Below are 11,525 nucleotides of genomic sequence, written 5' to 3' on the forward strand. Positions count from 1 at the left end.
TAGTCTTGGTCAAAATAGGATATGTGTGTGACAGATAAAGTGAAACATGTACAAGTTGATTTGATAATAATGATTTAAATGTCTAGATAAGGGGATGAAGTATGCTTGAATTGGAAATTAAGGTGGAACGTCTTAGGGAAGAACAAATAGGCGATATTGTAGCATTATCTTCTTATATTGGGTGGGATTATAACAGAGAAGAAATTGAGACTATTTTTGATTCAGGTATCGTATACGGTGTGTGGAATAAGAGGAAGGAACTTATTGCTAGTGCGGCAATTATATTATATGGGGAGAAATTAGCGTCTATCGGAATGGTCATTGTACATCCGAATTATAAGGGGAGAGGGATTGGAAAGGCGATAACGGATGCATGCATGAAGAGCGTATCGGTTCAAACTCCCATTATGCTTATTGCTACGGATGAAGGAAAGCCTCTATATGAAAAATTAGGATTTAGAGTAGTAAGCTATGTTTCTAAATACATATGTAGCTCGTACAATGTGAATGATTATTGTGTGGGAAATGAAGATTATATGGTGAAGTATGAAGAGTGTGATTTAGAAGAAATAATAAAATTGGATGAGTGTGCGTTTGGAACAAATAGAGAAGAGTTTTTAACGAAAAGAATGATACAAAGTGAACTGTGCATTGTTGTAAAGGACAAGGAACAAAATGTATTAGGTTACGGTTTAAGTATACAAACATCAGAAAATAAAATAATAGGTCCAGTCGTTGCTAAAAATGATGAAATGGCAATACGAATTGTTCATCATTTAGCAAGAGAACATCATGGTAAATTAAGAATGGATGTACCAGAAGGAAAGAATGGTTTTATGAAAGAATTAGAGATTACTGGTTTTCAAAAGGTTAATACACCACCAATTATGATGAAAAATAGCGATGAATTATTAAAAAGGAGTAATGAACTGTATAGCATTGCAGCACAAGTTTTTGGGTGAAAAAAGAATCCTTTCGTGAAAAGGATTCTTTTTTATAACCAACTTAATCACGATATTGATCATGAATAGGTTCAAAAAGGTCTTCTTCGACATCTCTAACAACTGAAAAATGATCAACATTATAATGTCCATGTAGAGTTTTATTATGATGACCAATGATTTGCTCTGCTGATAATACGCTAGAATCAGTTGTGGAATGACCGTTTTTAATTAATGTAACATCAAATCCTTGTACAGTAGCTGTTCTAACAGCGGTGTCGATGCAATGTTCTGTTTTACATCCACCGATAACGATATGGTTAATTTTTTCTTCTTTCAAAAGTTCGAGTAAAGAAGTGCCATAGAATGCGTTTGTTGCTGCTTTATTAATAAGGACTGCAGAGTTAGGTACTTGAATTTGATTATGTACTTCAAATCCTTCTCCGCTGCCAGAAGCAACATCGATATCCCTTACGAAAACAATAAGGGCATTTGAATCTATCGCTTTCTGTACGGCTGTATTTAGTGTAGATAATAACTCGGTTTTACGAAAAACTTCATTTTCTTGTTCATTTCCATCCATTAATTCTTGCTGCGCATCGATAATTAATAGTGCTTGTTTCATCGTGTCTCCCCTTTAATATGAAATAAGTTCCCCTATACATATTCATTCATATTGTAGAGAAATCCTCCATTGTCTATGAAGTAGACGATAGATTTACAAAGTTGTCAAAGAAATTTCATTCTCATAGCGTGTAAAAACATGTATGATAGGAGATGGAGAATTTTTGAGTAGGTGGGAATAACATGCAAACAGTAGAAGATTATCTTTCATTCTTACATACGAAAGGATTTAAACTATCAGAGGAAGCACAAGGGTTTATTATGTTCGGACAAGGATATACTGGTGCATCTGATGGAATTGTGAACGCAGCAATAGAAGCGACAATTAAACATCAATTACAGTTTGATGGGAGTTATTTTGTTGCGTTATTAGAACGATTGAAAGAAGAAGAAATTACAGATAAAAAAAGCGCAAAGGCTTTTATGCGGAAGTTACAAGCGTAACTTCATGCAGCCTGCGCTTCTTTTTTTGTTTTGGAAGGTAATTCAACAAAAATCATGCCTAGAAAAATACATAAGCATCCGATAATAGCAGAAATAGAAAGTTGTTCGTTTGCCACGAGAACGCCTGTTAAGGCAGCAAAAACGGGCTCCATTGCGAAAATGATTGCTACTCTCGTTGGAGACGTATGTTTTTGTGCTGATGTTTGAATGAAAAAAGCAATGGATGTTGCAAATAGGGAAGTTAGAAATAGAGCAAATAAAAAGGAAGAATTCGTCCATAGTGCTACTGAAAATAATTTTTCCCAATCTTCAAATAAAAAGGCGCAAATAGAAGAAAACATGCCGACAGCTAATACTTGCGACGTGCTTAACAATAAAGGTGATATTTTCTTAGAAAAGAAACCGTTAACGAGAATATGAGCAGCGAAAGCAACTGCACAACCGAGAACGAGTATATCTCCAATGTTTAATTGAAAAGAATCACCAGCTGTTAATAAGTATAAACCAGCTGTTGCTACAGCAATACCAAGTACGATAAAAATGGAAGCTTTTTGTTTTAAAAAGATAAAAGACAAAATGGGTACCATAACGATACTAAGCCCTGTTAAGAAACCTGCTTTTGAAGAGGTTGTATACAGTAAGCCAAATGTTTGTAACACATAGCCAACACATAAAAAGAATCCAACGATTAATCCAGCGAGGCTACTCTGTTTTATATCTTGTTTTGTAGTTTTTTTTGCGAAAATCATTTGAACGAATAATAAAATAATTCCAGCGAATAAAAAGCGAATACCATTAAAGGTAAATGGACCAACGAAAGACATAGCATTTTGAACGACAACAAATGTAGCTCCCCAAATAAAAGAGACAAATAATAAAGCAAGAGGAGCAATCCAATCTTTTTTCACACCCATACCCCCGTTAATTTTGTAAGATAGCTTTTCTAGCTAATTCATCAGCTACTTTATTTTGACTACTTGGAATCCACTTAATAAAAAAGAGATCGAAATTTTTTATGTACTGCAGTGCTTCCTCTAATAGCGGTGCAAACATTTTATTTTTTGCGTATTCTTTTTCGACAGCTCGCTCGACAAGTTGCGAATCTGTACGAAAAGAGACAATGTTATAATTATGCTCCGTGCAATATTTTAATGCAGCAAGTAAAGCGTGGTATTCTGCTTCATGGTTGGACATTGTCCCAAGGGGCAATGATAATTGTACAGCTGGTTGCACCCCTTTAATAAATACGCCTGCACCAGAAGGACCAGGATTTCCTTTTGATGCACCATCAATATATACTTCAATCAAAATGAGAAACCTCCAAATGATAAGATGATCCCCTACTTATATGTTTCCTTTTAAGTAGGGGATAGAGTAACTTAGCCGATTGTAATACTATAACGACATGTAAATGTTTCATTCGCTTGTAAAGATTGAATTCCTTTTTTTTCCTTGAAATCTTTTGCTGGAGTTACTTCATCGGCAATTCCGTACCAAGGTTCAATACATAAGAAAGGTGCATTCTCGCCTGGTGTCCATACGCCGACAAATGGGAATCCGTCAAATTCTACTTTTACAAATTTATTATGTTTATGAGAACGGATAGAGATTTCATCCGTATTCATATTTTCAAAAATAAGTGCATCATTTTTGAATAAATCGTATGTAAGTGGTAATTCATGCGTATTTTCAGCGATTAATTGCTTTTTACTTGAAAGGTAAGGTCCTTCTAATACGCTTGTTTCTAAGCGTTCAGAACCATTAAATGATAAATGATAATCTGTAAATGATTCGCCCTCTAATAAGGGGAAGTTGAAACCAGGATGTGCTCCGATTGAGAAGAACATCTCTTTTGAAGTAGGGTTATTTACTTCATATGTTACATGAACGATTTGTCCGTCCAGCTCATAAGAAACGAGTAATTCGAATTCGTATGGGTATTTTTTTAATGTTTCTTCATTACTAGTTACAATATAAGTGATTTTCGTTTCACTTTGTTCTTTTACAGAGAATGTAAGATCACGAGCAAAGCCGTGTTGTGTTAAAGAATATGGTTTACCATCTACGTAGTATGTATTATCTACTAATCGGCCGACAATTGGGAATAAAATTGGTGCGCGGCGCCCCCAATAAGTAGAATCGCCTTGCCATAAATATTCAGTGTTATCTTCTTTTAAGCGAACGCTTTGTAATTCTGCACCTTTGTCAGAAATGGAAACGATCACTTTTTCATTTTGAATTGTTGCTGTCATGAAGTGAAACCTCCTAAAACTTTCATATGTTTTATTATACGTTGTCTAAAAGAAAAAAGGTAGTTAATGATAGGAATCTATTGACGAAAGGGAGTGTATTGCGTAGAATATAATCTTGTTGCTTAAAAAACGAATAACGTGGTTCGAAACCATCCCACGTAAAAAAACTAAGGAGATTTTGTCATGAATATTAGAACATTAGTCGGTAATGGTATTTTAGCGGCATTATATATTGCTGTTTCTATGCTTATTCAGCCATTTGGCTTTACGAATGTACAGTTTCGTATTTCAGAGATGTTTAATCATCTTGTTGTATTTAATAAGAAAGCAATTTACGGAATTGTATTAGGTGTATTTTTAACAAATCTCTTTTTCTCACCAATGATCGCTTATGATTTAGTATTTGGAGTAGGGCAATCTATTCTTGCATTAGTTGCAACGATTATTTCTATGCGATTTATTAAAGGTGTTTGGGCTCGTATGATCTTTAATACAGCTATTTTTACAATTACAATGTTTATGATTGCAATTGAGCTTCATCTTGCATTTGATTTACCATTTATGTTGACTTGGTTAACGTGTGCCATCGGTGAATTTGTTGTCATGGCAATTGGTATGCCTGTCATGTACTGGATTAATAAACGAGTACAATTTGAAAGATTTATGTAATAGATGAAAGAGCTATTCCTATAGGGATAGCTCTTTTTGTATGTAAGCAAATTGAATATAATGCTGTGACTCTTGATACAATATAATAAAATAAAGTGAGGCTTTCATTAGCTGGTTACATAAAAGAAGTCTTATATAAGGGGAATCTAGTATGAAATATAAAATTCATTGGTTGTATAAAACGAAGCACGGTTTGCAGACGGAATTAACGACAGATTATATGAACATAGAAAATGTACTGCAATTTGCAGAGGATTTTGAGAAAACAGGAAGAGTGAAAGAACTATCATTTTATGATGAAATGGATGCAGAATGGTCATTAAAGGAAATGAAAAAGCTGAGTAAACAAGTGGAGGAAGAGCTACAAGAAATATTCGTTTATTTTGATGGTGGTTATGATGTACAGACGAAAGAAGCTGGGGTAGGTATATGTGTATACTATAAAAAAGGGAATAAACAATACCGAATTCGCCGTAATGCATATATTGAAGGTATATATGATAATAATGAAGCGGAATATGCATCATTACTATATGGCATGAATATACTCGAGGAATTAGGAATTAAGTATGAAGCAGTTACGCTTCGTGGTGATTCTCAAGTTGTACTGCAGCAATTGGCTGGAGAATGGCCTTGTTATGATGAGCATTTAAATCATTACTTAGATCAAATTGAACAAAAAGCGAAGCAAATGAAGTTAAAGCTTGTATGTGAACCGATATCTAGAAAACAAAATAAAGAAGCGCATCAATTAGCTACGCAAGCATTAGAAGGAACCGTCATTGATAGTCATAAAGAAATAACCGAATAGAGAGGTGCAAAGGTGGATAAAAAGCAACTCATTACAGAGGTAAATGACTTATTAGAAACGTATTGTGAAGGGTGTTTTCTGCGAGAACATAATCGAAAGACAAATAGTAAGTATTATGCTCATTCCTTTTGTATTAGGCAATGTACAGTTGGAGAAACATTGAAAAAGTATGGAGAACAGTTGTCATAAAAAACATCCAGAGAAAGTTCTCTGGATGTTTTTTAGTGTCTAGCTTCGTTTAGTTGATGCTCGCATTTGCTTAATTTTTTTTCTTCATTCATTAAGAATGGCTCATCTAAATCTGTTGCCACAGATTTCATAATTTCAAGCTGAGAGCGAGCGGCTTCTACAGCAGTAGTAGCATGCTCTAATGTATCTGGATCCATTGAAATTGTCGCTGATCCTACCATTTTTTGTGCTGTTTCTACACGGAATTTCACTTCTTCAAAATCATTTACTTCTGATCCCATTATTACTTCCTCCTTTGTATATTGCGCATTTCACATAGTTTTTGCTCTGTAAAACGGAAATATACAAAGGAATAACAAAGGAGGTTACCAAATAAGGTAACCTCCTGTTATATGTTGGATTAAAGTTTTACTACGTTAGCAGCTTGAGGTCCGCGGTTTCCTTCAGTGATATCGAAAGATACTTCTTGGCCTTCTTCTAAAGCTTTGTAGCCGTCACCTTGAATAGCAGAGAAATGTACGAATACATCGTCAGCGCCTTCCATTTCGATAAATCCAAAACCTTTTTCGTTGTTAAACCATTTTACTTTTCCTTGCATGTTACAATTCCTCCTAAAAACATTTGCTTTTTTCATTTAGTGAAATTCATTTGAAAGATAATATAAACTAAAAATGCTATAATCTTGAATATTCTGCTAAATGATTAATTTAAATATACACGAATTGGTAGAATTTAGTCAAGTAAGCGATTTTATTTTTTTGTATTTTTAAATAATTTTTCAGCCAGATTTTTAAATAGGTATAGGACAGGCCGAGTATGTAATATTCTTAATTGAATGCTGTACATAATGAGGTGAAAGAAAGAATGAATGAGTCTTATTTATTAGATAATGAAGGAATGAGAACGAGAACTGACATACCAAATTGGGTTACAAAAGAATTTCAAAATTTTTCGAGTGTCGTGCTAGAACCAACTTTTCCGTGCTATTTCGGCTTAACAGCTTTGAAAAAGAATGAACTTCGCTATTCATTTCTCTCTCATAATGATTGGAGTCATTTGCCACATACAATGTTATCTTTTTTAGAGTTAATGAAAGAGCGACCAATTGTAAGAAGAGGGTTTTTTCTTTTTGTGGAACCGGAATGTGAGGAACAATCACTGGAATATTACCGTGATTACTTTTGGAAAGTACTACAATATTTACATGAAAACGATGATCAGACATGGCCGAAGCAAATTCCTGAAGACCCAGACCATTACTTATGGGAATTTTCATTTGGTGGTGAACCGATATTCGCATTTGGAAATGCGCCGGCTTATAAACAAAGAAAAACTAGGCATTTAGGAAATTCTCTCGTTATTGGGTTTCAACCACGCACCATCTTTGATGGATTAGAAGGAGATCGTCCTAAAGGAGCATATTCAAGGCAAACGGTCCGAGATCGAGTTGAAAAGTGGGATCAGCTGCCGAAGCATCCTAACATTAGTCATTATGGTGATCCAGATCATCGGGAATGGAAACAATACTTCATAGGAGACGATGTAGAGCCGATAAAAGGAAAGTGTCCTTTTCTTCATAAGTTAGAAAAGTAAGAGCCATCATCCGGATGGCTCTTTTGCATATTTTGGATAAAAAAGGGTATTTTAGTAGTAAATATTTTGATGAAAGCTAGTCTATTTTTAATCATTACATCATTACTTAATAGTAAAGGAAGTAGAAAGGATAGAGCGATGTTTGGAGCGATTATACAACAAATTGTATTAGGTATTTCATTAGCTGCGCCGGTAGGTCCGATTAATATTGAAATGTTAAAACGAGGAATTGAACGAGGTTTTTGGCATGCGTGGGTTGTTGGAATTGGTGGAATGACTGCAGATATTTTGTTTATGCTTCTCATTTATTTCGGTTTATCTTCTGTGTTTATGTATACATATGTACAAGCTTTTATGTATTGCACAGGGTTTTTCTTATTATTTTATTTAGGATTTCAAAGTGTAAAACAAGGAATTTCCCACACGAATATGGAATATAAAAAGGAAGAGGTAGGTGGCCTTAAACAATCGTTTATGACAGGTTTTTTAATTGCGATATCCAACCCATTAAATCTTGTTTTTTGGTTTGGTATATACGGAAGTACACTTAGCTCATTGCTTACGAAAGTAACGAAACAAGAAGCCTTTTTGTATAGTCTTTGTATTATCGTTGGCATTATTTTATGGAATTTAAATATCGCTTTTTCTGTCCATTTTGGCAGGACGTTATTAAAGCAAAAAGCACTTGGCTATATAACAGCCGGAGCAGGTATTATTTTAGTAGGATATTCTATCCATTTTGCATACAAAGCTTTACAGTTGTTCACATAAGATTGAAGGGGAGATTTTTATGTATCGAACCACTATTGACGGAAGAGAAATTATTATTACGCTAGCACCAAAAATCCGAAAAGAAATTACTGATAGGAATCCACTATATGAAGCGGTATTTCATAATGCAGCAAGATTACTACAAACAAAGCAACCGACGTTTGCAGTGAATCATGAAATATTTGGGCTCATTATTGGAGAGGTTCAAAGAGGAGAAGTAACAGTGTTTGCGGTGGAACATATTATTCCGAAGCAAAATATATTTGGATCGAACAATTTTTTCTCGACAATAGAGCAACAGGCAAATTTGTAAAGTGAATCGAATAAAAATAAAATAATAGAAATAGTCGTAACGATATGTTGCGGCTGTTTTTTTGGAAAAGGGGGAAGGAAAATGAAGAGAGTGGGGAAAGAGTTCTTTTTACAACATGATATCGTTATTATGTATAGTATTTTATTTATTTTCATCATTATTTTAAAAATGCAATTATTCACATGGATCGGTATGTTAGCGTGTTTGTTTGGGATTGTTTTTTATACGCTTAACGAATATATGACACATCGATTTTTATTTCACTTAAAGCCACCAAAAAACGTATTTTTATTAAAAATGTTAAGAAGATTACATTATGATCATCACGTATATCCAGATGATTTAAAACTATTATTCTTGCCTGTATGGTTTAGTATACCTAGCTTTACTATATATTTACTTATATCATACGCTATAACAAAAAGTGTTACTATTACACTTTCATTTGGAATCGGAATGATTATCATGCTTCTCGTTTATGAATGGAAACATTATATTGCACATAAGCCAATTCGTCCGTTCACAAAGTTTGGGCGCTGGCTTAAAAAACAGCACATATTACACCATTATAAAAATGAAAAGTTTTGGTTTGGTGTTTCAAATCCAGTATTCGATTTCATATTTGGAACGCTTAAAGATGGAAAAGACGTTGAATTAAGCGAAACAGCTCGTAATTTAGAAAAAGAGAAAAAGACAGAAGTAGTGCGATAAGCACTACTTTTTTATTTTGTTTTAATGAGCATCAAATTTTGCCTAGTATGAGATTGCAATACGGAAATTTTATGCTGAAAAAGTATATTAAAAACTTAGGGGAAAATGCCGAAAAATGTCTATCGAAAAATCTTTGCAGGAATGTATGGATTGTCTAAAATGAAAATAAGTTTCTGAATATTTATAAAATTTAGTCTTTAGGTATACAAGGGGGAATTGTATTTCTAGTAAGGGAGGGGATTGGATAATGAAACGAGATGATACGTCAGCACGTAAGTTACAAAATGAGGTGAATTATACAGAGGTTGTTCAGTCAGAAGAATTTCAATTGTTATTAAATACGAAAAAGAAGTTTATCGTTCCGATGAGTATTTTCTTTTTAAGCTTTTTTATTGCATTACCTATTTTAACATCGTATTCAAAGGTGCTCAATACACCAGCATTTGGGGATGTTACGTGGGCATGGGTGTTTGCGTTTGCGCAATTTATCATGACGTGGTCATTATGTATGATTTATAGCAAAAAAGCAGAATCCTTTGATAAAATCTCGCAAAACATTCTACAAGATATGAAAAAAGGGAGGGGCTGACTTTGAATACAACTGCATTTGCACTATTTTTAATCATCGTTCTTGGTACACTCGTCATAACTTATTTTGCATCGAAGAAAACGAAAAATGCGAGTGAGTTTTATACAGCTGGAGGGGGATTAACTGGTTGGCAAAATGGTCTGGCCATTGCAGGAGATTATATGTCTGCTGCGTCTTTTCTTGGTATAGCCGGAGCGATTGCGTTAACTGGTTTTGATGGGTTCTTTTATAGTATTGGTTTCTTAGTTGCTTACTTAGTTGTATTATATTTAGTTGCAGAGCCACTTCGAAATTTAGGGAAATACACGCTAGCAGATATGATTGCGGCGCGTTTTGATGCGAAAAAAGTTCGCGGAGTTGCAGCGCTTAATACGATGACGATTTCAATTTTTTATATGATTGCACAATTAGTTGGGGCTGGTGCACTTATTAAATTATTATTAGGGATCGAATATACGACATCCGTTTTAATCGTTGGTACATTAATGACAGTGTACGTTATATTTGGCGGAATGACTGCGACGAGCTGGGTACAAATTGTTAAGGCTGTATTACTTATGGCGGGTACATTTATTATTTCTGTTATCGTTTTCTCAAAATTTAATTTTAGTGTGACTGAAATGTTTGCTCAAATGAAAACAGCTACACCATTAAAAGATTCATTTTTAAACCCAGGAGTAAAGTATAAAGATGGTCTTGATACACTTTCTTTAAATTTAGGACTAGTCCTTGGTACTGCCGGATTACCACATATTCTTGTTCGCTTTTTTACAGTACGTGATGCAAAAACAGCACGTCAATCTGTTGTATACGCTACGTGGTTAATTGGCGCATTTTATATTATGACAATTTTCTTAGGGTTTGGGGCAGCGGCATTTGTAGGGAATGAGGCGATTATTAAAGCGAATCCTGCTGGTAATATGGCAGCACCTTTATTAGCGAAAGCGTTAGGTGGAGATTTCTTATTTGCTTTCGTATCAGCCATTGCCTTTGCAACGATTTTGGCTGTAGTGGCGGGACTTGTATTAACAGCCGCATCAGCATTTGCACATGATTTTTATAATGAAATTATTCGTAAAGGGAAATCAACGGAAAAAGAGCAAGTTTCAATGGCCCGCTATGCGTCTATTGGAGTAGCGATATTATCCATTATACTAGCGTTATTTGCTCAAACATTGAATGTAGCATTTTTAGTTTCATTAGCATTTGCAGTTGCAGCGAGTGCAAATCTACCAGTTATATTATTCACAATATATTGGAAACGCTTTAATACGACAGGTGCTATCTCGGGTATGATTGTTGGTCTAGTATCAGCAATTGTTCTCGTAGCGTTAAGTCCAAATGTTTGGAACCCTGTAGCTGGGAAAGCTATATTTGTTGGGGAAGCGATTTTCCCATATACGACACCTGGAATTATTTCCATTCCGCTTGGATTCCTTGCAGCATATTTAGGAACCGTGTTATCTAGTAAGAAAGAAGATGCAGCGAAATTTGATGAGATTCTTGTGAAATCTAATACTGGTCATGGTATTAGTGATGCATCTTCCCATTAAAAAGAGAAGGGCTTTTCGATATATAAGAAAAGCTCTTTTTTTCTTGTAAATATTACTGTATTGTA

Annotated in this window: 17 protein-coding genes and 1 riboswitch; of the genes, 11 read left to right on the forward strand and 6 right to left on the reverse strand. The window is 34.5% G+C overall.

Going from position 1 to position 11,525, the window contains the following annotated elements; genetic code table 11:
* The first annotated feature begins 101 nt into the window (after positions 1-101).
* The gene (locus FOT98_RS15815) at positions 102-962 is read left to right on the forward strand and encodes a GNAT family N-acetyltransferase (RefSeq protein ID WP_063263723.1); all 861 of its coding nucleotides are present in this window, start codon (positions 102-104) and stop codon (positions 960-962) included.
* Between the two features lie 43 nt (positions 963-1,005).
* Here the strand turns inward: FOT98_RS15815 and FOT98_RS15820 are convergent, their stop codons facing one another.
* Positions 1,006-1,566: a cysteine hydrolase family protein gene (locus FOT98_RS15820; protein ID WP_063263722.1), complete on the reverse strand. Its 561-nt coding sequence runs from the start codon at positions 1,564-1,566 to the stop codon at positions 1,006-1,008.
* A gap of 182 nt (positions 1,567-1,748) precedes the next feature.
* On the opposite strand from FOT98_RS15820, the gene FOT98_RS15825 reads away from it, so the two are divergent.
* A complete protein-coding gene (locus FOT98_RS15825; RefSeq protein WP_001195212.1) occupies positions 1,749-2,009 on the forward strand; it encodes a DUF6123 family protein in 261 nt (86 codons plus the stop codon).
* Positions 2,010-2,011: 2 nt separating this feature from the next.
* Here the strand turns inward: FOT98_RS15825 and FOT98_RS15830 are convergent, their stop codons facing one another.
* From FOT98_RS15830 to FOT98_RS15840, 3 genes are all read right to left on the reverse strand, one after another.
* Positions 2,012-2,917, reverse strand: coding sequence for a DMT family transporter (locus FOT98_RS15830; protein ID WP_063263721.1), 906 nt, complete (start codon positions 2,915-2,917; stop codon positions 2,012-2,014).
* A gap of 13 nt (positions 2,918-2,930) precedes the next feature.
* The gene (locus FOT98_RS15835) at positions 2,931-3,317 is read right to left on the reverse strand and encodes a reverse transcriptase-like protein (RefSeq protein WP_000573872.1); all 387 of its coding nucleotides are present in this window, start codon (positions 3,315-3,317) and stop codon (positions 2,931-2,933) included.
* 71 nt (positions 3,318-3,388) lie between these two features.
* A complete protein-coding gene (locus tag FOT98_RS15840) occupies positions 3,389-4,261 on the reverse strand; it encodes an aldose 1-epimerase family protein (RefSeq protein ID WP_061680514.1) in 873 nt (290 codons plus the stop codon).
* A 132-nt stretch (positions 4,262-4,393) separates the two neighbouring features.
* Positions 4,394-4,438: riboswitch (PreQ1 riboswitch) on the forward strand.
* A gap of 6 nt (positions 4,439-4,444) precedes the next feature.
* On the opposite strand from FOT98_RS15840, the gene FOT98_RS15845 reads away from it, so the two are divergent.
* The 3 genes from FOT98_RS15845 (at position 4,445) to FOT98_RS15855 (ending at position 5,930) form a co-directional block, all read left to right on the forward strand.
* Positions 4,445-4,930: a QueT transporter family protein gene (locus FOT98_RS15845; RefSeq protein ID WP_063263720.1), complete on the forward strand. Its 486-nt coding sequence runs from the start codon at positions 4,445-4,447 to the stop codon at positions 4,928-4,930.
* Positions 4,931-5,081: 151 nt separating this feature from the next.
* The gene (locus FOT98_RS15850; RefSeq protein ID WP_063263719.1) at positions 5,082-5,741 is read left to right on the forward strand and encodes a ribonuclease H family protein; all 660 of its coding nucleotides are present in this window, start codon (positions 5,082-5,084) and stop codon (positions 5,739-5,741) included.
* Positions 5,742-5,753: 12 nt separating this feature from the next.
* Positions 5,754-5,930 (forward strand): zinc-finger domain-containing protein, encoded by a 177-nt coding sequence (locus FOT98_RS15855; RefSeq protein ID WP_000358801.1) that lies wholly within the window; start codon positions 5,754-5,756, stop codon positions 5,928-5,930.
* A gap of 32 nt (positions 5,931-5,962) precedes the next feature.
* Here FOT98_RS15855 and FOT98_RS15860 read toward each other — a convergent pair whose 3' ends face one another.
* Together FOT98_RS15860 and cspB are read right to left on the reverse strand one after the other, a co-directional pair.
* Complete coding sequence (locus FOT98_RS15860; RefSeq protein WP_000534395.1) at positions 5,963-6,211, reverse strand: DUF2564 family protein; 249 nt, start codon at positions 6,209-6,211, stop codon at positions 5,963-5,965.
* Between the two features lie 119 nt (positions 6,212-6,330).
* Entirely contained in the window at positions 6,331-6,528 is a 198-nt protein-coding gene (gene cspB / locus FOT98_RS15865) for a cold shock-like protein CspB (protein ID WP_001161731.1), read from the reverse strand.
* Positions 6,529-6,794: 266 nt separating this feature from the next.
* Between cspB and FOT98_RS15870 the strand changes: the two genes are divergently transcribed.
* The 6 genes from FOT98_RS15870 (at position 6,795) to FOT98_RS15895 (ending at position 11,460) form a co-directional block, all read left to right on the forward strand.
* Entirely contained in the window at positions 6,795-7,523 is a 729-nt protein-coding gene (locus FOT98_RS15870; protein ID WP_001005945.1) for a YqcI/YcgG family protein, read from the forward strand.
* A gap of 138 nt (positions 7,524-7,661) precedes the next feature.
* Positions 7,662-8,294, forward strand: coding sequence for a LysE family transporter (locus FOT98_RS15875; protein ID WP_063263731.1), 633 nt, complete (start codon positions 7,662-7,664; stop codon positions 8,292-8,294).
* Positions 8,295-8,313: 19 nt separating this feature from the next.
* Positions 8,314-8,607 carry a hypothetical protein gene (locus FOT98_RS15880; protein ID WP_063263718.1) on the forward strand — a complete coding sequence of 98 codons (294 nt, stop codon included), beginning with the start codon at positions 8,314-8,316 and terminating at the stop codon, positions 8,605-8,607.
* A gap of 81 nt (positions 8,608-8,688) precedes the next feature.
* A complete protein-coding gene (locus FOT98_RS15885) occupies positions 8,689-9,318 on the forward strand; it encodes a sterol desaturase family protein (protein WP_061680516.1) in 630 nt (209 codons plus the stop codon).
* 247 nt (positions 9,319-9,565) lie between these two features.
* Positions 9,566-9,907, forward strand: a complete 342-nt coding sequence (locus FOT98_RS15890) for a DUF485 domain-containing protein (protein ID WP_063263717.1) — start codon at positions 9,566-9,568, stop codon at positions 9,905-9,907.
* A gap of 2 nt (positions 9,908-9,909) precedes the next feature.
* A complete protein-coding gene (locus FOT98_RS15895; protein WP_063263716.1) occupies positions 9,910-11,460 on the forward strand; it encodes a solute symporter family protein in 1,551 nt (516 codons plus the stop codon).
* Positions 11,461-11,525: the final 65 nt, after the last annotated feature.

This window comes from Bacillus sp. HY001 (assembly GCF_007558965.1).
Classification (GTDB): Bacteria; Bacillota; Bacilli; order Bacillales; family Bacillaceae_G; genus Bacillus_A; species Bacillus_A mobilis.

Excerpts from the sequence above, each read along its gene's own strand:
- FOT98_RS15815 (WP_063263723.1), top strand. The coding sequence starts at position 102 with ATGCTTGAATTGGAAATTAAGGTGGAACGTCTTAGGGAAGAACAAATA.
- FOT98_RS15820 (WP_063263722.1), bottom strand. The coding sequence starts at position 1,566 with ATGAAACAAGCACTATTAATTATCGATGCGCAGCAAGAATTAATGGAT.
- FOT98_RS15825 (WP_001195212.1), top strand. The coding sequence starts at position 1,749 with ATGCAAACAGTAGAAGATTATCTTTCATTCTTACATACGAAAGGATTT.
- FOT98_RS15840 (WP_061680514.1), bottom strand. The coding sequence starts at position 4,261 with ATGACAGCAACAATTCAAAATGAAAAAGTGATCGTTTCCATTTCTGAC.
- FOT98_RS15845 (WP_063263720.1), top strand. The coding sequence starts at position 4,445 with ATGAATATTAGAACATTAGTCGGTAATGGTATTTTAGCGGCATTATAT.
- FOT98_RS15850 (WP_063263719.1), top strand. The coding sequence starts at position 5,082 with ATGAAATATAAAATTCATTGGTTGTATAAAACGAAGCACGGTTTGCAG.
- FOT98_RS15860 (WP_000534395.1), bottom strand. The coding sequence starts at position 6,211 with ATGGGATCAGAAGTAAATGATTTTGAAGAAGTGAAATTCCGTGTAGAA.
- cspB (WP_001161731.1), bottom strand. The coding sequence starts at position 6,528 with ATGCAAGGAAAAGTAAAATGGTTTAACAACGAAAAAGGTTTTGGATTT.
- FOT98_RS15870 (WP_001005945.1), top strand. The coding sequence starts at position 6,795 with ATGAATGAGTCTTATTTATTAGATAATGAAGGAATGAGAACGAGAACT.
- FOT98_RS15875 (WP_063263731.1), top strand. The coding sequence starts at position 7,662 with ATGTTTGGAGCGATTATACAACAAATTGTATTAGGTATTTCATTAGCT.
- FOT98_RS15880 (WP_063263718.1), top strand. The coding sequence starts at position 8,314 with ATGTATCGAACCACTATTGACGGAAGAGAAATTATTATTACGCTAGCA.
- FOT98_RS15885 (WP_061680516.1), top strand. The coding sequence starts at position 8,689 with ATGAAGAGAGTGGGGAAAGAGTTCTTTTTACAACATGATATCGTTATT.
- FOT98_RS15890 (WP_063263717.1), top strand. The coding sequence starts at position 9,566 with ATGAAACGAGATGATACGTCAGCACGTAAGTTACAAAATGAGGTGAAT.